Annotated in this window: 17 protein-coding genes; 3 read left to right on the top strand and 14 right to left on the bottom strand. The window is 62.6% G+C overall.

Annotation, left to right across the window (positions count from 1 at the left end; genetic code table 11):
- Window positions 1-541 precede the first annotated feature (541 nt).
- Complete coding sequence (locus ACFCU0_RS00880; RefSeq protein ID WP_434971766.1) at window positions 542-2,236, bottom strand: sigma 54-interacting transcriptional regulator; 1,695 nt, start codon at window positions 2,234-2,236, stop codon at window positions 542-544.
- Window positions 2,237-2,330: 94 nt separating this feature from the next.
- A complete protein-coding gene (locus ACFCU0_RS00875; RefSeq protein ID WP_434971765.1) occupies window positions 2,331-3,725 on the bottom strand; it encodes a sensor histidine kinase in 1,395 nt (464 codons plus the stop codon).
- A 502-nt stretch (window positions 3,726-4,227) separates the two neighbouring features.
- Between ACFCU0_RS00875 and ACFCU0_RS00870 the strand changes: the two genes are divergently transcribed.
- Window positions 4,228-4,911 carry a hypothetical protein gene (locus ACFCU0_RS00870; protein WP_434971764.1) on the top strand — a complete coding sequence of 228 codons (684 nt, stop codon included), beginning with the start codon at window positions 4,228-4,230 and terminating at the stop codon, window positions 4,909-4,911.
- Between the two features lie 163 nt (window positions 4,912-5,074).
- Here ACFCU0_RS00870 and hslU read toward each other — a convergent pair whose 3' ends face one another.
- The 11 genes from hslU to ACFCU0_RS00815 form a co-directional block, all read right to left on the bottom strand.
- On the bottom strand, window positions 5,075-6,553 hold the full coding sequence (hslU, locus tag ACFCU0_RS00865; protein WP_434971805.1) for an ATP-dependent protease ATPase subunit HslU: 1,479 nt from the start codon (window positions 6,551-6,553) through the stop codon (window positions 5,075-5,077).
- Window positions 6,554-6,672: 119 nt separating this feature from the next.
- Window positions 6,673-7,839: an NYN domain-containing protein gene (locus ACFCU0_RS00860; RefSeq protein ID WP_434971763.1), complete on the bottom strand. Its 1,167-nt coding sequence runs from the start codon at window positions 7,837-7,839 to the stop codon at window positions 6,673-6,675.
- A gap of 179 nt (window positions 7,840-8,018) precedes the next feature.
- Complete coding sequence (gene hslV, locus ACFCU0_RS00855; RefSeq protein ID WP_434971762.1) at window positions 8,019-8,576, bottom strand: ATP-dependent protease subunit HslV; 558 nt, start codon at window positions 8,574-8,576, stop codon at window positions 8,019-8,021.
- A gap of 172 nt (window positions 8,577-8,748) precedes the next feature.
- Window positions 8,749-10,305, bottom strand: coding sequence for a D-alanyl-D-alanine carboxypeptidase/D-alanyl-D-alanine endopeptidase (gene dacB / locus ACFCU0_RS00850; RefSeq protein WP_434971761.1), 1,557 nt, complete (start codon window positions 10,303-10,305; stop codon window positions 8,749-8,751).
- A gap of 145 nt (window positions 10,306-10,450) precedes the next feature.
- On the bottom strand, window positions 10,451-11,272 hold the full coding sequence (mreC, locus tag ACFCU0_RS00845) for a rod shape-determining protein MreC (RefSeq protein WP_434971760.1): 822 nt from the start codon (window positions 11,270-11,272) through the stop codon (window positions 10,451-10,453).
- Between the two features lie 61 nt (window positions 11,273-11,333).
- Window positions 11,334-12,341 (bottom strand): rod shape-determining protein, encoded by a 1,008-nt coding sequence (locus ACFCU0_RS00840; RefSeq protein ID WP_434971759.1) that lies wholly within the window; start codon window positions 12,339-12,341, stop codon window positions 11,334-11,336.
- Between the two features lie 367 nt (window positions 12,342-12,708).
- The gene (purH, locus tag ACFCU0_RS00835; RefSeq protein ID WP_434971758.1) at window positions 12,709-14,322 is read right to left on the bottom strand and encodes a bifunctional phosphoribosylaminoimidazolecarboxamide formyltransferase/IMP cyclohydrolase; all 1,614 of its coding nucleotides are present in this window, start codon (window positions 14,320-14,322) and stop codon (window positions 12,709-12,711) included.
- 37 nt (window positions 14,323-14,359) lie between these two features.
- Window positions 14,360-15,028, bottom strand: a complete 669-nt coding sequence (purN, locus tag ACFCU0_RS00830; protein ID WP_434971757.1) for a phosphoribosylglycinamide formyltransferase — start codon at window positions 15,026-15,028, stop codon at window positions 14,360-14,362.
- Between the two features lie 138 nt (window positions 15,029-15,166).
- The gene (locus ACFCU0_RS00825) at window positions 15,167-15,712 is read right to left on the bottom strand and encodes a hypothetical protein (protein WP_434971756.1); all 546 of its coding nucleotides are present in this window, start codon (window positions 15,710-15,712) and stop codon (window positions 15,167-15,169) included.
- Window positions 15,713-16,043: 331 nt separating this feature from the next.
- Window positions 16,044-17,960 (bottom strand): serine/threonine-protein kinase, encoded by a 1,917-nt coding sequence (locus ACFCU0_RS00820; protein WP_434971755.1) that lies wholly within the window; start codon window positions 17,958-17,960, stop codon window positions 16,044-16,046.
- A gap of 67 nt (window positions 17,961-18,027) precedes the next feature.
- Entirely contained in the window at window positions 18,028-19,494 is a 1,467-nt protein-coding gene (locus tag ACFCU0_RS00815; RefSeq protein WP_434971754.1) for an aldehyde dehydrogenase family protein, read from the bottom strand.
- Window positions 19,495-19,689: 195 nt separating this feature from the next.
- Between ACFCU0_RS00815 and pncA the strand changes: the two genes are divergently transcribed.
- A complete protein-coding gene (gene pncA, locus ACFCU0_RS00810; RefSeq protein WP_434971753.1) occupies window positions 19,690-20,310 on the top strand; it encodes a bifunctional nicotinamidase/pyrazinamidase in 621 nt (206 codons plus the stop codon).
- A gap of 9 nt (window positions 20,311-20,319) precedes the next feature.
- Here pncA and ACFCU0_RS00805 read toward each other — a convergent pair whose 3' ends face one another.
- Complete coding sequence (locus ACFCU0_RS00805) at window positions 20,320-21,912, bottom strand: AAA family ATPase (protein ID WP_434971752.1); 1,593 nt, start codon at window positions 21,910-21,912, stop codon at window positions 20,320-20,322.
- Between the two features lie 387 nt (window positions 21,913-22,299).
- Between ACFCU0_RS00805 and metG the strand changes: the two genes are divergently transcribed.
- Window positions 22,300-24,447: a methionine--tRNA ligase gene (gene metG, locus ACFCU0_RS00800; RefSeq protein ID WP_434971751.1), complete on the top strand. Its 2,148-nt coding sequence runs from the start codon at window positions 22,300-22,302 to the stop codon at window positions 24,445-24,447.
- Window positions 24,448-24,545 lie beyond the last annotated feature (98 nt).

The raw sequence follows: 24,545 nt of genomic DNA, 5'->3' as shown, positions 1-24,545 counted from the left end.
GCTTGCAGACGCTCGGCGCGCGAGCGAGTCGCCGCATCCGTATCGGATGCCGTTTCCGCTCGGTCAATGTCGGACGACGCGTGGGAAGACGCGGGGTCGCGGGACGAGGACGAACGTGGACTCATCACGGTGCGATCGTCTGCAGGGTGGGACGGGCCGGGGAGCCTCGCAGTTGAATTCCCAGTAACCTGGGAGCATGGGTCCGGCCCCGGGCGCGTGTCGGGGTGCGCCCGAAGCCGGTGCGAGGACCGCATGGCCACCCTATTAGTATCCAAGCCTGATGCCACAAAGTGATTGGATGAATCCAAACCCCTCTTCATGCGGATAGAGATGGATTAGAGGGCCGTCAGTTTGCTATATCTTCATGATAGAGGGAAGGATCTGTGTTCGCTCGCGAGGTCGAGGTCGATGGGCGGATCCGTTTCTGTCTCATCGCGTCCGCAGAGAATGTCTCGGATGTGTCTCATGTGAGACACAATCGCGCGATATCAGCGGATCCGGAAAGGACGAGCTGCGACGTCCATGCACGGATCGGCTTGCATCAGTCAATGTCGTACTCGTCGAGGCGGCGGTACAACGTCGCTCGGCTGATTCCCAGAAGCTGCGCGGCCTCCGTCCGGTTCCCCTCCGTTTGTTCCAGAGCGGCACGGATCCGTTCCGCCTCGGATTCCGGCTCCGACCGCCGGGTTGGCGTGTAGCCGTTTTCTTTCAACTCCGGCGGCAGGTCGTCGCTTTCCAGCATTGGGCCGCTCGCGCGGATAAGGGCCGACTCCACCGCATTTCGCAATTCGCGCACGTTGCCGGGCCAATCGTAGTCGAGCAGCTTTCGCATGGCCCCGTCGCTGACCTGTTCGACGTCCTTCCCCATCGTCGCGCGGGCGCGGCGGAGGAACGTCCGAACGAGAAGCGGAATGTCTGAGCGGCGGGCACGCAGGGGGGGGAGCTCGACCCGTGCGATGCGGATGCGGTAGAGGAGGTCCTGTCGAAAGCTTCCAGTGTTCACTTCCTCCATCAGGTCCCGGTGCGTGGCCGCGATGATCCGGACGTCCACCGGGCGACTCTGCGTTTCGCCCAGGCGTGTCACTTTTCGCTCTTCCAGCACGCGCAGAAGCTGACGCTGCACCTCCAGCGGCACGTCGCCGATCTCGTCCAGGAACAGCGTGCCGCCATCCGCCGCTTCGAAATAGCCCTCGTGGTCGTCGACGGCGCCGGTAAACGCCCCTTTGCGGTGCCCGAACAGCTGGCTGGCGGCCAGGTCTTTACTCATGGCGGCGCAGTTCACCGGGACGAACGGGCCGTGTTCGCGTGGGCTTGCGTCGTGGATTGCCCGGGAGACCAGCTCCTTCCCTGTCCCCGTCTCGCCGTTGATCAGCACCGTTGCATCGACGGATGCAACCGAACGGATCTCCTGGAAGACCTGCTGCATGGGCTGGCTCTTGCCCACGATGTCGTTAAACTCCGTTTTCTCGTCGAGCATGCGGCGCATCTCGTGGACGTCGGTCACGTCCGCGAACGTGAAGATGTGCCTTTGCTCGTCCCGCGGGTCGCGCCGCACGCTTACCTCGAGCCGCACCTGTGTTTCATCCTCATGCTCGATGGATACGGGCACCACGTCTTGGTCGTCCTCCCCGATCCGGCGTTTGAGGACGGAGATGGTGTCTTCAGGGAAGGGTAGAGCCGATTTCCAGTCGCGACCGGTGAGCGCACTCGGAGGCCTGCCGAGCATGTGGGATGCGGATCGGCTGATAAACGTTAGCTTGTCGTCGGACTGGGTCATGGCTGTGCCCTCGTTCAGCCCGTCCAGTATCTGTCGAAGATCATCCCGGTGCCGCGCCACGCGGCGCTCCAGCGCATGCGTGCTGAGCGCCACTTCGATCGCGGCGTACAGTTCCCGTTCCTCGAATGGTTTGATCACGTACCCGAACGGCGCCGTCTCCTTCGCCCGCTTGAGCGTTTCGTCATCGCTGTAGGCGGTGACGAACACGACCGGAACGTGCAGCTTCGTGCGAATCTTCTGCGCGGCGTCGATGCCGTCCATCCGCCCGTCGAGCCGGATGTCCATGAGGACCAGATCCGGTGTGGTTTCTTGCGCGCGTTCGATTGCCTCGCGGCCGCGAAGTTCGTGGCCCACTACGTCATAGCCGAGGTTTTCGAGTCGATCCTCCAGCTCCATGGCAACGGCAAATTCGTCCTCCACGATGAGGACTCGCGCAGCGGCGTGCATCGTATTCGACATGTCGGTGAGACTCTATGAGGGCAGAAGTACGAGAATCCGCGGGGCGTACTCACCGGCACGGACGGGGATGGGCGGACGGACGCGAGCGTGGCGCTCACACGGTTTCCGGTTCTTCATCGGTCAGCGGAAAGGTAATGCGGTAGGTCAGCCCGCCGTTGCCGTCGATCGTCATGTCGCCGCGGAGCTGGCGGATCAGCCCTTTTACCAGTCGGAGGCCGAGCGTCGCCTCGCGGTCGATCTCATCAGGATCCTCGAGTCCGACGCCGTCGTCTGCGATCCGGAGACAGCCGCGGTCGTCGTCGGTCGTGAAGGCGACCGTGATCGTTCCGCCCTGATCGTCGGGGAAGGCGTGCTCCAGGGCATTGGACACGAGTTCGTTTACGATGAGTCCGGCCGGAATCGCGCGATCCACCGCGAGAATGGCGTCCTCGGATTCGAGCTGGCAGGTGACGTCGCGGAGGGCAACCCCGTGGGAGCGATATAAGTGCTCTGTCAACCGGTCCAGGTAGGCGCTGAAGTTGACCTGTGAGAGGTCTTCGGACTGATATAGTCGTTCGTGGATAAACGCCATGGACCGGATTCGGTCCTGACTTTCGGCGAACAGTCGTTTCGCGTTCGCGTCCTCGACCTTTTTCGATTGCACGTGCAGCAGGCTCGCGATCACCTGCAGGTTGTTTTTGACCCGGTGATGGATTTCTCGTAGCAAGACCTCCTTTTCGCGGAGCGAGTCGCGGAGCTGCTCCTCGGCTCGCTTTCGTGCGCTGATGTCCTGGGCCACGCAGACGATGTCCGGTGCGTTGGCGGGGGAGCCCCGCAGGAGCGATCGCGACACGAGGACCGGCAGATTGTCTCCGTCCTCGGTCTGAATCTGGCGCTCGATCTGTGTGACGGAGCCGGTTCGACGAAACACAGTGTCGTCGGGGGAGGGCAGCGGGGCATCCCCGATCAGGAGGTCATCGAGGAAGCGGCCCTGAAGGTCGGACGGGGCGAACCCGAGGCGGTCGACCGCCGCACGATTGACGTGTTCGATGCGGTTGGACTCGTCCACGACGAACAGCATTTCTGCCATCGAGTCCAGGACGTCGTCCAGGTAGCTGCGCGAGACCGTTCGCTGCTGAAGCGTCTCGGACATTTCGCCAAGATGGCGGGCGATGTCTCCCAATTCGTCGTTGCGGTTCAGGTCGAGGTCGACATCCAGATTTCCGTCACGCATCTGGCGCGTCGCGCGCAGGAGGTTGTCGAAGGTCGCCCTCGATGTGCGCACTGCGTACCAGCCCGCACCGGCCACGAGGCCCAGGCTCACGACGGTGAGACCGATCACGAGGGGGAAGGCGAGGTCGAGGGGGCCGGCGATGTCCTCGGGCGAAAGGTCGGGCCGGAGCAAGAGCGATCGCATTCTCCACAGCGCCGTTCCCGCCACGCTTCCAATCAGAGCAATCAGAAATAGGAGGGCGGCAACCGTGAAAGGAAGAATCCGTCGGAGGCGCATGTACGGTCCGATTCGGGAGAGCAGGAGGGTGAGGGGAGGCGAGCGCTACTGCTGTGCCATGAGACACATTTGAGACACCCGGTGCACGCCACGGTGTTTCCTGTGAGACGAAGACAACGGGGTGAACCGGAGCGATTTGGTAGAAATATCCGCCATTATAGCGGTTAAACGGCATTTTATTATGGAACCGATCTGCCGGATACGAATCGGTACGGGAGTTGACTTTAGAATGTACACCGCGCTATCGGACGGCACAACCGACCGCTCGGTCGCCGCGGCCCCTGTACCCCCCGATCGTGGAAACGTCCTATTCCTCCAGATTTCCACCGAGACAGCAATGTACGTAACGAAAAGAAGGACTCAATATACGCTCTTCCGTCTTCCGACCACGATTCTTCTGGCTGCGCTGCTCCTGTCGTTGACAGCCTGCGACTCGACAGAGACCGCATCGTCCGATGCGGACCTATCGGTTTCTTTCACGGCCGGAACGACAGCGGCATCGATGAAGCGCACCGTCACGGATGCGGACGGCAACCAACTCGAATTCACCCGCGTGGAGATGATCCTGGAAGAGGTTGAATTCGAGCGGGCCGGCTCGGACGACGCCTGTCGGTTCGATGACGACGATTCCGGAAGTGACGACGACTGCGAGGAAGTTGAACGCGGTCCGTTCGTAATCGTCCTGCCTCTTGACGGGCCGTCCCCGCTGACAGCCTTCACCGCGCCTCTCCCCATCGGCACGTGGAGCGAGGTTGAGTTCGAGATCGAGCCGCTCGACGACGATGACGCGTCTCCGCTCACGACCAATGTGCCGGAGGACGAGAGCGTCTACGTCGAAGGCATCTGGACGCCTGCCGGCGGGTCTGCTGTTGACTTCATCTGGGTCGGCGACGTGGACAGCGAGCAGGAAATCGACTTCGAGCCGCCCATCGATGTGGCAGCGGCAGACGATGTGAACGTCACGTTTCTGGTCAGCATCGACGACTGGTTCCGTACGTCCGATGGTCGCCTGATCGATCCCCGAACGGCCGATGACGACGACCTCGAAGAGCTCGTTGAAGACAACATCGAACGCTCGATTGAAGGGTACCGTGACGACGATCGCGACGGGTACGACGACGATGACGACGATGACGATGACGACGATGACGGGGATGATGACGACGATGATGACGACGACGACTGATCATCACGTCCAGGCGATCCCCGGTTTCTGACCGGTTGACGACGGCCCCGCGGCCGTCACACGCCGTCGCTTCGGCGCGCGGTTACACACAAGAGAAAGCGCCCCGCTCATGCCTTCCCGAGGGAAAGAGAGCGGGGCGCTTTTGCGTTCAACGTCAACGGATCTACAGGATGTACTGGCTCAGATCGCGGCTGGCGGCGATCGAGCTCAGTCGCTCGCGTACCATGTCTTCGTCGACCACTACCGACGACCCGGGCTCCACCTGATCCGGAACGTCGAAGAGGACATCTTCCAAGAGCGTCGTGAGAACAGTGTGCAGCCGTCGCGCACCGATGTTTTCGACTTCCGTATTCACTTCGGCGGCAATCCTGGCGATTTCTCGAACGCCCTCGTCTTCAAACGTGATCTCGACACCTTCCGATGCCAGGAGCGCCCGGTACTGTTTGATCAGCGCGTTCTTCGGCTTCGTGAGGATCTCGTAGAAGTCATCCTCATCCAGGTTGTTGAGTTCCACCCGAATCGGAAAGCGTCCCTGGAGCTCCGGAATCAGGTCGCTCGGCTTGGACACGTGGAAGGCTCCGCTGGCAATGAAGAGGACGTGGTCGGTCTTGACCATGCCGTGCTTCGTCGTCACCGTTGACCCTTCGACGATGGGCAGAAGATCGCGCTGCACGCCCTGGCGGGAGACGCCCTGTCCGGCACCGCCACCGCCGTCGCTGCTCCGGGTGCCGGAGGCCACCTTGTCGATTTCGTCGATAAACACGATGCCCGATTGCTGTACGCGCTCCATGGCGTCCTCCTTCACCTGATCCATGTCGATCAGCTTCTGCGCCTCCTCCTCCTGGAGAATGTCGCGGGCCTCGTCGACCGTGACGCGGCGCTTCTTGCGCTGCTGTCCGCCCATGTTGCCGAGCAGGTCCTGCAGGTTAACGCCCATTTCCTCCATCCCCATCGGACCGAACACCTGCATCATGGGCGACTGGTCGGACGTCACCTCGATCTCGATCTCGCGGTCGTCCAGGTCGCCTCGCTTCAGCTTCTCGCGGAATTTCTCGCGGGTGCGCTCGCGCAGGCTCGCCTCGGAAGCGTCGCCATCCGACGTCTCGGCGTCCCGCGTTTCGGGCTCGTCTTCTCCACGCTGCAGCACGAACCCGGGACCGTTGATGGACTGTCCGCCGGATCCGGTGGACGGCGATGCGCCTTCTTCCGGTGGAATCAGTATATCGAGTATTCGCTCCTCCGCGCGTTCACGGGCCCGGTCCTGCACTTCTTTCTGGTGCTCCTCGCGTACGAGGTTCACGGCGATATCCGTCAGATCGCGGATCATGCTGTCTACGTCGCGCCCAACGTAGCCTACCTCAGTGAATTTTGAGGCTTCCACCTTGATAAACGGAGCGCGCGCCAGCTTGGCGAGGCGCCGGGCGATTTCCGTCTTTCCGACGCCGGTGGGCCCGATCATGATGATGTTGTTCGGCATGATCTCCTCGCGCATATCGTCGGGCGCGTTCTGTCGGCGCCAGCGATTGCGGAGGGCGATGGCGACATTTTTCTTCGCCTCGTCCTGGCCGATGATGTACTCGTTCAGTTCTTCGACGATCTGACGTGGGGTCAGTTCGTCATCGAATGGGCTGGTGGATGGCATAAAGGGTGGTCCGTCGGTCAACAGCGTCGTGAGATCGGGCATGCATGCGGAAGGGGAGACCATCGGCCTCCCCTCCACGCATGCGGGCAGAACGAAAAGGCAAGAGGCACTGAGATCCGCTAGTTTGGTTCTTCGTCGTACGTCTCTTCGTCGTAGGTCTCCTCGTCGTAGACATCGTCAGTGGCGTCGGCGTCGTCTGCCTCGGCGGTCTCGTCGTACGTGTCCTGGCCCTCAGGCTCCTCATCGTAAGCGCCGCCCTCGTAGTCCTCGTCGTACTCGTCGTATGAGCCGTAATCGTTATACGAATCGGACGCTCCGTTGTATCCGGTGGACTGCTGGCTGTAGAAGTCGTCCTGGATCTCCTGAACGTCCGGGTGATCCTGGTTGAGAATGAGAACGGTGTAGTCGTATGGATAGCCGTCCCGCTTCTCGAGTCGGACGGCCCCGGCCGCTTCCAGCTCGCTGACGAGTGACTTCGGATCATGCTGCTCGCCGAGAACGTCGCTCAGCTTGCGCAGGAGCGGGGTGAGGTACACCTCTTCGTACTGACCGAAGTGCTCCTCGGTCACCTCCACAGTTCGGCGCGCCATCGGATTGTCGATCGAGCGATAGCGTCGTTTGGCCGCGGCACCGGTGGTCTGCTCCTGACGCGACGGCGCGGAGCGGCGGCTGCCCCCGGATCGCGATCGGGAGGCAGACCGGTCGCGACGCTCACGGACGGTAAGATCGTCCCGCGAGGACTGACTCAGCAGGTTGCGCGCGTCGAGGTAGGCATCGTCTTCCCCGAGGGAAGGCGTTGAGCCGGCCGGGGGCGGCGTAACCGCAGCCACGAGCGCACGCCGACCCGAATTGCGAATCGATCGAACCAGCGGCACGAACGAACGATCGCCGGTGATGATGACGATCGTTCCAATGTCTCGGCGCTCGGAGAGGAGGGAGGTAGCGTCGATGCACAGCGTGAGCTCGGACGCATTGACCTGCGGTTCCGAGGGCGTCAGCACGGGATCAATGCCCTCCGAGTACAGCCGGTCCTGCACCTGGAGGCCCCCGCCATCCGCAAGGTTTACAAAATCGGCATATGCGGTTGCGAGAATCGTCGGCGTGTCGTCTCCCTCCTCGAGGTAACGGCGCACTTCATTGAAGATCTCAAAGGTATAATCCGCCGCCGAACCACCGCGGCTGCTTAAATCACGAAGCGTGTGGTAAAGGTTGTCGTAATCAACGAAAATCGCGGCACGGTCGGAGGTCCCCGCATCAAGGCCGCGGGATGACTGTCTGTATCCCATCGTATCTATTTTTTATCGGATAAGGATCATTAATGGAATTCGGCTCAAAAGAATACAGAGGCCGAAGTCGTGGGCCCGGCGCGATGAAAGATCCCGCCGGAATGGGCTTCACTCGTGTGCGTCAAAGAGCGTGGTGTTGTCCCGTATGAGCGGGAGCCGTGGAGATGAGCGGACACCGTCTATGCATCCTCTTCGATCTCCATGATCGTCAGGTTGTGATTCGTGTATATGCAGATGTCAGCGGCGATGTTAAGACCCTGTTCGATGATTTCCCGCGCGCTGAGATCACTCGCGTGCTCTTTGAGTGCCCTCGTGGCTGCGAGAGCAAAGGGCCCGCCGGAACCGATGGCAAGAATATCGTCGTCGGGTTCGATCACGTCCCCGCCGCCGCTGATCAGGAGCATGCGTTCGGAAGAGGCCACCGCGAGCAGCGCTTCGAGCTTCCGGAGATATCGGTCGGTTCGCCAGTCTTTGGCAAGCTCCACGGCCGAGCGCGTCAGGTTGCCGCCGTATTCCTGGAGTTTCTCTTCGAAGCGTTCAAACAGCGTGAACGCATCCGCCGTCGACCCCGCAAAGCCCGCGAGAATCTTGTCGTTGTAAAGCGAGCGCACCTTTTCGGCCTTGTGCTTCATCACCGTTTCGCCCATGGTCGCCTGACCGTCGGAGCCGAGGGCGATGGTCCCGTTGTGGCGGACGCCGAGAACGGTGGTGGCATGAAGCGAAGACTGATCGGCCATGAGCAGAAGGCGGGATTCGTCGGAATCGTAAGCGGGCGGGGCGAGAACGGCACAGGTGTTGTGCCGGCGCATCGGGGCTCCTTAACGACGAAGCGGGACGCCGGTTCGGCCACAATCTGCCGAGGGCGAGAATCTCCGTGAAAGACGCGCGGCCCATGGGTACGAGGCGGATTTACAGACGCGCCAGGGCGTTTACGATTCGATCCTGCGCCCGGCGAACGGTGCTTCCTCGGGTCGTGTGGTTGATGCACATGATCGAGAAAACCAGCGGCGTTCCATCACCTCGCGTAACGAAGCCGCTCAGGGCACTCACGTTCGAGAGCGTGCCGGTTTTGGCCCGTACGTTCCGGCCTGCAGATGCATTCCCCCGAAACCGGTACTCGAGCGTTCCATCTCTTCCGCCCAGGGGAAGGCTTTCGAGAAAAGAGCGTCTCACGGCCCGGTTCGGATGATTCCACATGTGTCGGAGCAGCTTCACTGTGGCCTCCGCACTGACCAGGTTGTGCCTCGAGAGGCCGGATCCGTCGGCGACCTCGACCCGGCTCGTGTCCACGCCCGCTTGTGCGGCGACCGATTTGACGACAACAGCGCCTCTCTCTGCCGATCCCGGTTCCAGATGGGACGCATCGGGTGCAGCGTGAACGGCGAGGGTACGCAAAATTTGCTCGGCGTACAGGTTGTCGCTGTCCTCGTTAATGGTGGCGACCAGATCGCTCATCGGAGGCGACGTGTATGATGCAACCGGTGAGAACGCCGGCGTCGCGTAGTCGGGTTTGATGGCCATGTTGTCCACGTCAACGGGCGAACCGGTCACGGCGATGCCCTCGTCGATCAGCACCTCGCGCAGGACATGCGTTAGAAAAAGCGTCGGATTGGTGATGGTAAGTTCTTCCCGCTCCAGGCCCCCGGGCGGCACCGTTGTCCGCACGTGGATGGTATTCGTACCGTGAAGGCGGCGGTAGTCCTCGTCTTTCCGTGTGCCCGGTCCGGAGGTCACGCTACGGTTGACGACGTTCACGTACCCGGTGTTCACTGGCGTCCACGACAGGCGGGCCGGCATGCTCTCGTCCTGGCCGCGGACGGTCAGGTCGATCACGTTGCGGTGGTAGACGAGTCCGCCGATCTCGGCCGCGTAATAATACGGCGTATCGTCCCAGCTCCACCCTTTCCCGAGCGGCTGGTCGTCGAAGATATCGTCATCGCCCACGATGTCCCCGTCGATTCGTCGAATCCCGGCCGCCCGCAGTGAGTCCGCCCACAGGCGGAAGACGGCAGTCGGGTCGGGGTCTGTGTCGCCGAGCGACGGGTCGCCGGCTCCTCGGACGACGAGGGGGCCGCGGAGTACGCCGTCCTCGACCGGTCCGCCGCGGAAGACCGTCGTCGTATAGCGAAAGTCTGGACCGAGACGGTCGAGCGCGGCTGCCGCGGTAAACAGTTTCATGTTCGAGGCCGGCGTGGCGTTGGTCGATCCGTTGCGGGCATGCAGGATCTGGCCGGTTTCGGCCTCGGCAACCACGACGCCCCAGAGCGAGCCGTCGAACTCCGGTCGAGAGAGAGCGGAGGACACAGCTGATCCGACGGATTCCGCCGTATGTTCGGCATTCTGTATCGGTTGGCCGACGGCCGGGGACGAGAGGAGTGGGATCAGAAGCGCGACGACAAGCACAGCGAGAGGCCCAGGCGTCGAGGGCGTCGGTGCGGCGGGGGAAGACGTGGAAGAGCGCTTCACGGCCGGTGGGGTATTGATGCGAGGAGCGGGATCCGCAGACGGAAGGGCGATGCACGGTTCCGGTGTGGCAGATGGTTCAACCGGCCCGGCGGAGAGGTCGGAGTGCCGGCGACGGCGACGGCGCAGGCGACGGGCATCCCGGCGGTCACGGGATCGACGCTGCCTCGAGGCTGTCTTTCTCCAGCGTCGGGATTGCACGGATTACGAAGGCATGGTTGACGCGGTACAGCTCTACCGCGGGACGCAGTGAAATGCTGAATTCGTTCCGTCCGGGCCGGACGGTCACCGAGTCAATCGTCCCAATCCGTTGTCCGGGAGGGAAGATGTCACTGTGACTGCTCGTGACGACTTCCTGGCCCCGCTCGACCGGTTCGGTCTTTACTACGTGCTGCAGGCGGAGGCGATCGAGCCGATCGCCTTCCCAGCGAACGATGCCTTCGGCTCCGATCGGTAGAATCGTTGCCGGCACCCGGAAATCAGTGTTGAGGAAGGGCATCACACGGGCGTAATGCTCGCTGACGAGCACGATCTTCCCAACGATCCCGGCCTCGTGAATCACCGGCATCCCGGCCGTTACGCTGTCGGCGCGACCGACGTCGAGCGTAATCCAGTTGCGCTGCCGCGTGATGTCCTTCGTGACGATGCGGGCCGGGACCATGCTTGCGCGGGTCGAATCGCGCAGGCTCAGCAGGCGGCGCAGCTCTTCGTTCTGCGTACGAACGGCGCGTGACCGGGCGACCTCGCTGGACAGCTCGATATTTCGCTGTCGAAGCGCGTCATTCTCTTCGACGGCACGCACGTAGCGTCCCATCCATGCAAAGCCGCTCTCGATGCGCGCGGTCCATTCCATCGTTTCCGCGCGAACGGCCCGTACCAGCGGTTCGTTCTGTGTCGCCATGACGACGACGGAGGCGAGCAGCAGTGCGATGAGCAGCAGCCAGTCCCGAAGCTGTTCCCAGAGGTTCATCGGTACGGAGGCGTGAAATACATAGGCGATGTCCTCAGGCGGGGAGGACCACCGCGTTGCGCTAGATTAGAACTCGCTTGTATTTTTCAAGGTTCTCCAGGACCTCTCCCGTCCCTCGAACAACGGCCGTTAGCGGGTCCTCGGCGATGTAAACCGGCAGTTCGACGCGCTCGCGCAGCATCACGTCCAGGCCGTGCAGCATCGCGCCGCCTCCCGTGAGCATGATGCCCCGCTCGAGCACGTCGGCGCCCAGCTCCGGCGGCGTGCGTTCGAGGCAGCGAAGGACGGCGGCCCCGATCTGGTCCAGGTTGTCGCGCAGCGCCTCCCGGACGTTCACCGATGAAATGGTGCGTAGCTTCGGAATGCCGCTCACGAGGTCACGGCCCTTGACGGAAATCTCCATCTCCGGATCCAGTTCGATAGCACTTCCGATCTCGCACTTGATCCGTTCCGCCGTCCGCGATCCGATCAGCAGGTTGTGGTTTCGCTTAAAGTACTGAACGATCGCGTTGTCGAGCTCTACACCCCCTACCCGGATCGACTCGTCGATGACGATGCCGGAGAGGGCGATCACGGCAATTTCCGTCGTCCCGCCTCCGATGTCCACGACCATGTTTCCCACGGCCTCGTCGATGTCGAGACCGATCCCGATGGCGGCGGCCATCGGCTCAGATACCAGGCGGACGTGTTTTGCACCGGCACGCTCGCCCGAGTCCTCCACGGCCCGTTCCTCAACCTGCGTGATGCCGCTAGGGACGCACACGACCATATTGCGGACGCGCGTCAGCCAGTTCTTTCGGACCTTCCGAAGCATGCCTTCGATCATCTGCTCCGCCACCTTGAAGTCGGCAATCACGCCGTCTTTCAACGGCCAGATCGTCTCGATCTCGGTATGGGTGCGCTCGTGCATCTGGAGCGCCTCGTAGCCGATCTCGCGCACCTCGCCGGTCTTGTGGTCCACGGCAACGATGCTCGGCTCGTTCAGGACGATGCCTTCGCCCCGGATGTGAATGAGCGTGTTGGCCGTCCCGAGGTCGATGGCGACGTCCTGCGAAAAGTTGAAAAACATCTATGCCCGTACCGTCATGTGTGCGACAAAAATGGAGGGTGCCCGCGGCGGTCTGCCTCGCGGGATGCGGCCACGCGGTCCGCACGAGGGGGAGTCGGTCCTGTTGCCCGGAAACTCTGTGGGGGAGAATACGGCTGCTCTTACTATAATGAAACCCCGACGCTCTTCGGATGGCTGGCGCGTGTGTGCCCGGGAAGCAAACGAGGGGATCAACGCGCTCAGCCGCCGCTGAACGGCCGAGGGAAGCCGATCGATCCGACGATCGATCGGTATATGACGACTGTCCTACCCTGGCTATGCCACGAATCGAGCACGGGCCGCCGGGATGCGACTGTCCGTCGCGTGAGCGGCGGTCGACGGTGCCGGCTCAGTGGCGGAAGTGGCGGTGGCCGGTGAAGACCATAGCGACATCATGCTGGTTGGCGGCCTCGATGACCTCCTCGTCGCGGATGGATCCACCGGGCTGGATCGCCGCTCGTGCGCCGGCATCGGCGGCCGCTTCAAGTCCGTCGGCGAAGGGGAAAAATGCATCGGAGGCTACCACGGAGCCACTCAAGTCAAGTTCCGACTTTTTCGCCTTCATGACAGCCAGTTCGGAGGCATCGACACGGCTCATCTGTCCCGCGCCGATGCCGAGCGTGGCGCCGTCTCGGGCGTACACAATAGCGTTGCTCTTGACATGCTTGCAGACGCGCCAGGCGAAGTCAAGGTCGCGCGTTTCCTGGTCTGTCGGCGACCGATCGGTAGCCACCGTCCAGCGGTCGCGCTGGACCTCGTAGGCCGGGAGAACGGTGTCGCGGGTCTGAACCAGAAGACCACCCACGACGCTCCGAACGTCGTGGCGGCGATCGTTGCGCGCTGCACCGACGTGCTTAATCAACCTCCGCCGGTCGTTTTCCTGGAGACACTCCATGGCTTCTGGTGAAAACGACGGTGCGATGATGATCTCGGTAAAGATCTCATCGATCGCCTCGGCCGTCTCCGCGTCAAGGGGCCGGTTGGTGACGACGATACCGCCGAAGGGAGACTGTCGGTCCGTTGCAAACGCGCGGTTCCATGCGGAGAGAAGGGAGTCTGACGTCGCGACGCCGCACGGATTCGTGTGCTTCAAGATCGCAACCGTCGGGCCCGCGTCCTGAAATTCGTCGATTAGGCCGCACGCCGCGCTCAGGTCGATCCAATTGTTGAACGAAAGCGCCTTTCCGTGAAGCGGTTCGACGAACGGCGCCGTGTCACCATACAGGCCGCCTTCCTGGTGGGGGTTTTCGCCGTAGCGAAGCACGGATGCTCTCGGAAGCGACTCGGTATAGGTGTCCGGCAGCACGTCGTCGCCGGCATCTGCGTTGGGGATGTCGGGCGAACCGCTCATGTAAGCGTGAATGGCTGCGTCGTACTCGGCGGTGTGGCCGAATGCTTCGCGGGAGAGCGCACGCCGTGTGTCCAGCGACAGGCTTCCATCGGCTTCCTCCAGTTCGCCGATCAGGCCGGCGTACTGGTCCGGAGACGTTGCGACGGCGACGAAGTCGTGGTTTTTAGCCGCTGCACGAACCATGGTCGGACCGCCGATATCGACGTTCTCCATCGCCGTTGCCAGGTCTGCGTCCTTCTGTCGAACCGCATCCTGGAAGGGATACAGATTGCAGACGACGAGGTCGATCGGCTCGATTCCCTCCGCCTCGAGGTCCTTCCGGTCGTCCGGGTCGTTCCTCCGCGCCAGAATGCCACCGTGGATGGTCGGGTGGAGCGACTTCACGCGCCCGTCCAGAATCTCCGGCGAGCCCGTTACGGCGTGGACGTCAGTAACGGCGACGCCGGCTTCACGCAGCGTCCGCGCGGTGCCGCCGGTCGATATGATTTCCACGCCCATGGCGTCCAGGCGGCGGCCGAAGTCGGCGACGCCCGTTTTGTCGAAGACCGAGATGAGAGCGCGCCGGACGGGGAGGAGATCGTCCGGTGCGGGAAGGTCTTTGGCGGAGATCATGAGTGTGGAGACGGGGGTCGGATGGAGGAGAGGTTGATCAGGACGCCGGCGGGGCGTCCGGTGGTGCGTCGAGGATGCGGACGGAGCGGCCATCGACCTGAACGCGGCCAACGGAAAAAAGACGGAGCGCGCGAGGGTAGATGGCGTGCTCAACGGCCAGGACCCGGCGGGCGACGTCGTCGGGCGTATCGTCGTGGTAGACGGGGACCGGCTGCTGCAGGACGATGGGCCCGTGGTCGTACTCCTCATCGACGAGATGGACGGTGGCGCCGGTCCAGTGGACACCGTAGTCCACGACAGCCCGGTGGACGTTCATGCCGTACATGCCTTTCCCTCCGAACGAAGGTAGAAGCGCGGGGTGGATGTTGAGCATGCGGTGTCGGTACGCTTCGACGACCGCCGGAGGGATCTTTCGGAGATACCCGGCGAGTGCTACAAACGTCACGTCGTGGTCGTCGAGTACCTCGAGAAGGCGACGGGCGAAGGCCCGGCCCTCGAGCGGATCCGGATCGATGATAGCCGTCGGGATGCCGTGGTCCGCTGCTCGATCGAGCGCACCCGCAGCCTCGTGGTTGCTCACGCAGAGCACGATCTCAGCGTTCAGGGTTCCGTCCTCGACCGCATCGATCATAGACCGGAAGTTGCTGCCTCCGCCGGAAGCGAAGACGGCGAGACGGAAGGGGTGCACAGGGCCGGGAGCGGGCACAGGCGATAGCATTCGTCGGGTAGAAACGATGCGCCTGTTTAATGTCCGGTCACGAAGGGGGGGATGCAACCGCTCCACAGTAATTTGTTACGGGCGTGGACGGTAGCGTCGCGGCCGGTCAAAGAATGCCGGCGCAGGTCAGTCGTCCCCGTCATCCCCGCCACCGCCGCTGAGGACGGCTGCCAGCACACCGAGGACGACCACACCGACGCCGCCGGCCACCCATTTCACCCAGTTGCGCCCGTCATCACTGTCCCGAGCAATTTGCTGGCGCTCCTCACGAGCGTTTTGAACGAGCTGGACGAAGTCGGGGCGGTCCTGCGTCGGGTTCGGTCGGTAGTCGGGCGCTGTGGTCAACAGGTCGTTGACCGCCCGCCGGGCGCCGGCCTCGTCACCCTCCCCGAGATACGAGAAAGCCAGAAGCCGGTACATCTTCACCAGCGTCGTATCCGACAGTGTCGTCTGCGCTTCATCCAGACAGGTTTGAAGCAGTCGGATCGCGGGGTCGAATTCCGCGGCGAGGTAGCTTTCCTGTGCCTGCCGGTACTCGGTTTCGCACTGATCATTGGAAGGCGATTCCTGTGCCATCGCGGGCTCCACGGGAGCGATCAGCAGGATTCCGGCGAACAGGATCGCCGTCAGCGACGACGCGATGCAACGGAAGCCCGCGAGTGGCCACGGCATCGGGAGGCGGAACGGGAAGGCGGGAAAGGAAGCGCGCGGCATAACGACAAACTGAACCGGGGGAGAGGTACGGCACTCAGCACTCACGTAGGGGGCCCGCGGACATCATCTGTAGATGATCGGTGGATGATCTATGGATGCGGGACACGATAGCCTACGAAATGAAGGGCGTGAATGCACGCCTATCCACAGAATTCTCGTTCCTTCCCGCGCAGCAGGGCGCTCGGTGCAGGGCCAGCATGGTCGAAAGTGCGAACCGTCTCGCTGAATGTCGTGCACAGGAATGCCGTCGCCCGGAGCGCGGGCCAGCGCGTCCAGCGGTCGAGCAGAGCTACCTGGACGAGTTCGCTGATTGTTCGACGGCCTGCAACGTAAAGGTGATGCGTCCGCCGGCATCGGTGTCGATGTCCACGATGCGTTCGGCGTCGAGGTACCCGTCCTTTCGTACCTGGATCCGGTGACGTCCGACGCGCAGGTCGAGTTGCTGCGGGGCGTACCCGGACGGAGTCCCATCGACGAGGATCTCCGCGTTTGGGAGCGACTGCCCCTGGTCGTTCTGGGCTACGATGCGGACCTCGACGCGCTTGGTGAAGTCGACGTCACGCTGGAAGGTTTCCCCCGGGCGCAGGTCCACGACGCGAACCCATTCGGCCGAGCGATACCGTGCGACGATGCGATGGCGGCCCGGGGAGAGGGAGTCCGACCATTCGGTGACGCGGTCGATACTACGTTGACGCCCGTCGACGGCGACGGTCGCGAACGGATTAAAACGGAGGGCGACGGTGCTGGCGACGACCTGAAGCGTGGCGCTGATGTTGGTTTCCCGGCCGGAGCGCACCTCGGTGCGCGACGTGAACGGGTGATACCCCGGCTTCTCAATTTCGACGGTTGCCTGGCCGGTCCGGGCGCTGACCTCCACCGGTGTTACGCCGACCTCACGGTCGTTAACACGGACAACGGCCCCGGCGGGGGAGGATCGCACCTCCACGCGACCGGTTGCGACATCCTCCAGAGATGTTTGCGGGCGGGATTCTGAAAGAACGAGATCGATTGCGTGCGAACCCTCGGCTGTAAAGGTGGTCTCCGCCGGCACGAAGTCCTGTCGTAGTGCACGGACGGTCACCGATCCGCTCGGGATCTCCATCGCCTCGACCGGGCTCTCGCCGATGCTGTCCCCGTTCACGGTAAGCTGCGCCGCCGGTGTGGTCCGGATGGCGAGCTTCGCGACGGTGTCCGGGGTCGTCGGGGATGAGTGCGCCGGGGTCGGCTCTACATTCAGCAGTTGAGAGACGCCGAGGACCACGGCGGCCAGCAGGAGGGCGGCGACGGCGGCGCCTACGGCCCAGACCCGCGTCGAGGGGGTGTCGTCGGCCGTTGTATCTGTGCGGCGTTGAAGGGCGGCTGGGGTGGAAACGCGCGACGGCGCATCCAGCGGAGCAAGTGCCTCGATAGCCTCGCTCGCGCTCGCGTATCGCCGGTCTGCCTCTTTCTCGAGAAGACGGCGAATCACCTGATCGATTCGCGGCGGGAGATCCTCCACGTGCGCCGAGGGCGGCTCGAACGGCTCCTGCACGATGGCTCGCTGGATCGAATAGTAGCTGCCGGACCGGCTGAAGGGCAGCTGCCCCGTGAGCATCTCGTACGCGATGAGGCCGACGGAGAAGAGGTCGCTGCGCTCATCGACGTGCTTCAGGCCCTCGACCTGCTCGGGCGACATGTATGCCACCGTCCCGGCGGTTTCATGCGTCGCTGTGAGATCGGTGTCGGCCGTCCGGATTTTTGCCAGGCCGAAGTCCGTGATCTTGACGCGCCCGTCGCCGGTCAGGAGAATATTCGACGGCTTCAGGTCACGGTGGAGAACGCCGGACGAATGCGCATGCTCGACGGCCCCCAGAATCTGCCGCAGGATACTGACCGCCTCCGGCCATTCCAGGGCGCCGGCCTCCCGAAGCACCTTGCGAAGCGGCGGGCCGTCCACGTATTCCATCGCGATGAACGTCGCGCGGGTTGACTCCCGTAGCGCAAGAACGCGGACGATCCCTGGCGCGTCGAGGCGGGCGAGCGCCTTGGCTTCCGAGCGAAAACGACCCAGAAATGTCGGATCTTCGGCCAGGTGCGGGGCGATCACTTTCAGCGCGACCTCCTTCTCCAGCCCGGTATCAACCGCGCGATACACCGTACCCATCCCGCCGCGACCGATAACGTCGGCGATGCGGTAGCCGTCAATGGTGTCTCCGACCTGGATCATAAATCCTCGCTGGTGAACGTATGCTTCCGACCGGGCGGTGGGGAGGCCCTGAATCAATCAACAAAATTTAAAGATACTTGAGAGCGGCGTCAATCATTCGTCGGGTCATCGAGCCGTACGGTGGATAGATGTACCGCATCAGCTTCGACCCGTACGAGCGCCTGAGCACCGACCGAGCATGCGAGAATTCCTGAAACGCATACTTTCCGTGTCCCATCCCGATTCCGCTGTGGCCGTTCCCGCCGAACGGGATATGCGGATTCATGTAGTGCAGCAGCACCTCGTTGATGCACGTGCCGCCGGCGTGCGTCCGATCCAGGACCGCGGTTTCATTGTCCTCCTCGTTCGTAAAGAGATAGAGGGCGAGCGGGTTGGGCCGGGCGTTGATCCGGTCGATGGCTGTGCCGAGATCGCGGAAGGGGAGAACGGGAAGAACCGGGCCAAAGATTTCTTCCTCCATAATGCGCGCTCCGTCCGGGATGTGGGAAAGCACGGTGGGCGCAATGTAGCGGGACTCGGCATCCGTCTGTCCACCGATGACCGCCCGTGCTCCGGACTGCATCGCGTCGGTCAGAAGCGATTGCACGCGGGAAAAGTGCTTCTGATTGACGAGGCGGGCGTAGTCCGGGGACGTGCGGCGTGCGTCATCCGTGTCGCCGTAATACGTGCAAATGTAGTGGCGAACGCGTTCGAGAAACGCATCGTAAAGCGATTCGTGGACGAGTGCGTAATCCGGCGCAATGCACGTCTGACCGGTGTTGGTAAATTTGCCCCAGGCGATCTTTGCCGCGGCGTCGTCTACATCGGCCGTCGCGTCGACGATGGCGGGTGACTTGCCGCCGAGTTCCAGCGTTACGGACGTCAGGTGTTCTGCGGCGGCTCGCATGACGATGCGTCCAACCTCAGGGCTTCCCGTGAAGTAGATGTGGTCGAACGGCAGGTCCAGGAGAGCCTGCGATGTCTCCACCGCTCCCTCGACGAGAGCGACTTCCCGCGGGTCGAACAGCTCATCGATCATCTCGCGCATCACGCGACTGCTGTTCGACGTATATTCCGACGGCTTAACAATCACCGAGTTGCCGGCAGCGATGGCGGCGATCAGCGGGCCGAGCGTCAGGTTGAACGGGTAGTTCCACGGGGAAATGATGAGCACCACTCCCTTCGGCTCGTAGCGTACCTCCGAGGACGTGCCCGTCAGGAGGGGAGGCGTCGGTGCCGACTCGGACGCCATCCATTCCTCGATGTGCGTGAGCGCGAAGTTGGCCTCATCGATCACCGACTTTACCTCCGTCAGATCCACCTCTTCCGGAGATTTCTGGAAGTCGGCGTAGAGGGCATCCCGGATCTCCTGCCGCCGATTCCGGATGCCGTCTCGGATTCGGCGAATGCGGGCGCGGCGTTCGTCCGCCGTTGTATTTCGAACGGTCAGATGATGCTCTTTCTGCTTCCGGAAGAGCTCGGTTAGCCGCTCGGAACGGGGTTTGGCGGGGATCGATGCATCGCGGTTCGCTACCGATGGAGTGGAGACAGCCATGACGGTACGCAGTGGGTCACGAGGGGATGGTCCGGATCATCGGTCGAACCTTATTCGCCGCGGGATGATCCGTCAACGCAGCGGGCGTTTCTTCCGGTAGATGCACATAATCGTCGCTCAGACGGGCAAACATGGCGATTCGCCGGCCGTTCAAGAGAACAGCACGATATTTCCTCATACACGGCTCGACAGCCAATGAACGCTCTTCTGATCGTGGATGTGCAGAACGACTTTTGCCCGGGTGGCGCTCTCGCAGTGCCCGAGGGTGATGAGGTGGTGCCCATCATTAACGACCTGTCGGACGCCTTTGGTCATGTAATTCAGACGCAGGACTGGCATCCGGCCGGTCACCAATCGTTTGCGTCATCGCATCCGGGCCATGACCCCATGGATGAGATGGAAGTCGAGTACGGGCAGCAAACCCTGTGGCCGGACCACTGCATACAGGGGACGGAAGGTGCGGCGTTTCATCCTGACCTGAACACGACTCGAAGCGCGCTTATCATTCGCAAGGGGTTTCGTCCGGAGATCGATTCCTATTCTGCCTTTTTCGAGAACGACAATGAGACGCCCACGGGTCTGACCGGATACCTTCATGAGCGGGACATCGACACGCTCTTCGTGGTGGGACTCGCGACGGACTTCTGCGTCAAGTGGTCTGCCTTGGACGGCAGAAAGCAGGGGTTCGACGTGTACGTCGTCGAAGAGGCCACGCGTGGCATCGACGCCAACGGATCGCTGGCCGCCGCCTGGGAGGAAATGAACGACGCTGGCGTACAGATTATTTCCGCCGACGCGGCGAAAACCCTGGTGTGACCACTCGACTTACCCGTCGTGGAGACGGATGAGCGCCCGGAGGATGTCGGTCGTCGTATCCTCTACCTCAACCCGGGTGGATACACGCAGGTGGTGGGCGTCCCATAGCGCCGAGGGCGCTTCGTATCGACGGTCGATTTTCCCCATCACATCGGGCCGCGCATCTGAGATGGTGCTTTCCGAGTTGCGCCGTTCCAGTCGTCTCCGTCGGGTCGTGTCGTCGGCCGTCAGCTCCACGAACGCATACGGCAGGTTGGCTTTCCGCAGGGCGTCGCGGAGCGCCGTTCGCCGGTTTGCGCTGCTGAACGTTGCGTCCACGACCACACCGTGGCCGGACGACCGGACGGTGTCGATCGCGTCATTGGTGAGCCGCTCGTAAACCCGCTCGGTCATCTCACTTCCGTAGACCTCGTCCCGGGCCGTCTCCGGCGTGCGTTCGTAGAGGGGTATGCCGGCTCGTTCCTTCCGGATGCGATCGGAGCTAATATGGCTCCATCCGAGCGCACGGGCACAGGCGGCGGCCTGGGTGCTCTTGCCGCTCCCCGTTTGCCCCATCACCACGACCACCATGGGGTGCGGGCCCGCCGTGGCATAGCGCAGGGCCCAGCGGTAGTGCTCACGGGCCCGGTCCGTGCTCGCGGCCCGTTCCTCCTCCGGGACTTCGGCCTCGGCGGCCCGCATGCCCTCGACTTTCCCCCGGACGTAGGCACGGTAAACCTTGTAAAATCGAACGACGTCCAGCAGCTCGGGGTCGTCGAGGCGGTCTGCCATCTGCTGGACGAAGTAGCGCGAAAGATCCCGGTACCCGTGGCCGTCGAGGTCCATGGCCAGAAACGCGATGTCGTTCGCCACGTCCAGGTGACGAAACCGGTCGTTGAACTCGATGCAGTCGTAGATGCAGACGCTCTCCTCAGACAGGTGGATGTGCTCCAGCCGGAGATCGCCGTGCCCGTTGATAAAATGCCCGCCCGTGCGCCGGCGATTGAGGAGGGCGGCGTGCGCGTCGTAAAAGCGGTCGGTGTAGTCCTGGAGGACGCGATACGCCGCGTCGGGAAGGAGCGTCCCCGTGTGATCCTGGGTCTGAGCGAAGTTTTCGTCCGTGTTCACGCGGAGATGGTCCACCCAGCCCTGCTCGGCGATGTCGGGACGCGTGTCCAGGCCGTCGTAAAACGTTGAGAGGGTAGAGGTGACGCGGTCAATATCGTCCCGTGTGAGCGTCCCGTCCTCGGCATGTCGGTGTAGGAATCCTTCGTGTGAGAGATAGCGCATCTTAACGGCGACCTCCACGGCGGCTCCGTCGTCCGATTCAAGCCGGTAGCCGTCCGTGGTGTCGGCGAGCGGGACGACGCCAAGGTACGTGTCATTGCATAGCCGCCGGTTAAGCCGGACCTCCGCCTCGCACGCGGACCGGCGCCGATCGAGCGTGGTAAAGTCCAGAAAGCTGAAGTCGACCGGTTTTTTGAACTTATAAACAAACGGTGGAACCAGCGCAACGACCGAGATATGCGTCTGCGTGAGCTTAATCGAATCGGGCTCGTGAGGGTAGGTCGCGGGATCCTTCAGCAGGGAACAGAGGCTATCAACGCTTGGGGACGCGGGCACAGGCGACGACGGGGGAATGGCTGCGGAGAACGAGACACGATGGCGGTATGCCACACCCGAAAGGCCGTTCCGAGAGGGGCGGATTTACGATTGCGGATCAGGGATCTGGGAATACGGATTTGGGATTGGGAATTGGGGATTATTGGACATTACGAGGATGGAATAACTACTTCGACCTTCGACATTCGCCTTTCATCATTCCGAATTCGCCCTTCGCCCTTCAACATTCCGCATTCGCAATTCGCCCTCCCATCGTAAACCTTCCGCGCAATCCATCCCGGGAGGCTGAACAACATTTCCCGGTCCCGTATACTATGTGCCGCTTGCGGGATGCCCGGCATCTCGACGGCGCGCTGATGTTCGCTTTCCGCCCACTGCCAACTCGCCATGCCGAACGATTCGCACGACCGTATTCTGGTGACGGCCGCCCTGCCGTACGCTAACGGCAATATTCACCTCGGTCACCTCGCCGGGGCGTACCTGCCCGCCGACCTGTATTGCCGGTATCAGCGCCTCAAGGGGGAGGACGTGCTGTTCATCTGCGGGTCCGATGAGATGGGCGTTGCCATCTTGATGCGCGCGCTCCGCGAGGGACGCTCGCCGGAGGACATCGTCGACCACTATCACCCGATGATCGAAGACAGCTTCGATCGCTTCGGGATGAGCTTCGATTATTACGGCCGGACGAGCTCGGATACGCACCGGGTCACGTCTCAGGAGTTCTTCCGAACGCTCGACGAAAAAGACATCTTCAAGCTCAAAACGAACGAACAGCTGTTTGACCCGGAGGCCGAGATGTTTCTGGCGGACCGGTTCGTCGTTGGCACGTGCCCCAGTTGCGGGTATGAGGAGGCGTACGGCGATCAGTGTGAGAAATGCGGGTCTTCGCTGAGCCCGACCGAACTCATCGACCCGAAGAGCACGCTCACGGACGCAACACCCGTGCTAAAGCAGACGTCGCACTGGTACATCCCGCTGGGCGACATGCAGCCGGACCTCGAAGCCTGGATCGCCACGCATCCCGAGTGGAAGAATAACGTGCTCGGGCAGGTCCAGAGCTGGTTCAACGAGGGACTGAAGGACCGCTCCATTACCCGCGACGTCCCCTGGGGCGTGCCGGTCCCGGAAGACGTCGCGGCCCGACACGGCCTGGAGGCGGAGGGAAAAGTCATCTATGTGTGGTTCGACGCGCCCATCGGATACATTTCCGCAACCAAGGAGTGGGCCGCCGAGCAGGGAGATCCGCATCGCTGGCGAACGTACTGGCAAGATGAAGGGACCAAGCTCGTCCACTTCATCGGAAAGGACAACATTGTCTTTCACTGCCTCATGTTTCCGGCGATGCTCCAGGCGCATGGCGACTACGTGCTGCCGGACAACGTCCCGGCCAACGAGTTTTTGAACCTGGAAGGCCGTAAGCTGTCGACGAGCCGTGGCTGGGCGGTCTGGCTGCACGAATACCTCGACGACTTCGAGGGCGCCACCCACGGCGCGGACATGCTTCGATACGCATTGGGCACAACGCTGCCGGAGTCGAAAGATGCCGACTTTAGCTGGGACGGTTTTCAGAGCCGCATCAACGGAGAACTCGCCGATGTGCTCGGCAACTTCGTCAACCGGACGCTGACATTCGCCGACCGCTTCTTCGATGGCGCTGTGCCGCCGCTGAAGGATCCGACGGAGACGGACGAGGAGCTTCTGGCTCGACTCCGGTCGGCGCCCGGCGTGATCGGCGCCGCGTACGACGAGTACCGAATGCGCGAGGCGATTTACGAGACAATCGACCTTGCCCGCGCCGGCAACAAGTACTTCAATGACACGGAGCCGTGGCATACGCGAAAGGACGATGACAGTCCTGCGGCGGCCAACACCGTGCATCTCTGCCTGCAGCTTTGCGCATCGCTATCCGTGCTGATGGAGCCGGTACTGCCGGATGCCGCTGCACGCCTGCGTGACATGCTGAACCTCGACGGGGTGCGTCCCAGCGCTCCGCGAGACGGCGACGTCCCGACCGATGATCTCATCGGGTGGGAAGATGCCGGCACCTCGCTCCTTTCTCCGGGCCACGTTCTCGGTACCCCCGATATTCTTTTTGAAAAGGTAGAAGACAACACGATGGACGAACAACGCGAAAAACTCGGCCAGACGGACGACACGGACGCTTCGACAGCCGAAACGGCCACAGCGGAGGACGCCGGGTACGCGCCGAAGAAGGACCGGATCGAGTTCGGTGACTTCATGAACCTGGATCTTCGGATGGGCGTCGTCACAGCGGCAGAACCCGTCGAAGATGCGGACAAACTGCTACGACTCGAAATCGACCTCGGCTATGAGGAGCGCCAGATACTCGCCGGCATCGCGGAGCACATGACCCCTGACGAGATCAAGGGGCGTAACGTGGTCGTCGTGGCCAATCTCGCGCCGAAAACCATGTTCGACCTGGAAAGCCAGGGCATGGTCCTGATGGCGGAAGATCGGGACGGCAATCTGGCGCCCATCTCTGCAGACGCAGAACCGGGAAGCGTCGTTCGCTAGTCCGATTTCTCGGCTGCCCCTTTCCCGCACACTCGCCCCGGCATGGACCGCGACGGGGCGGGGTTTTTCGTTGGGATGGCGGTCTCCGGGATGCACGC

Origin of the sequence: Longibacter sp. (assembly GCF_051155795.1) — a bacterium.
Taxonomy (GTDB): domain Bacteria; phylum Bacteroidota; class Rhodothermia; order Rhodothermales; family Salinibacteraceae; genus Longibacter.
The sequence above is the reverse complement of the archived record's forward strand: the minus strand, read 5'-3'. Positions and strand labels throughout refer to the sequence as shown.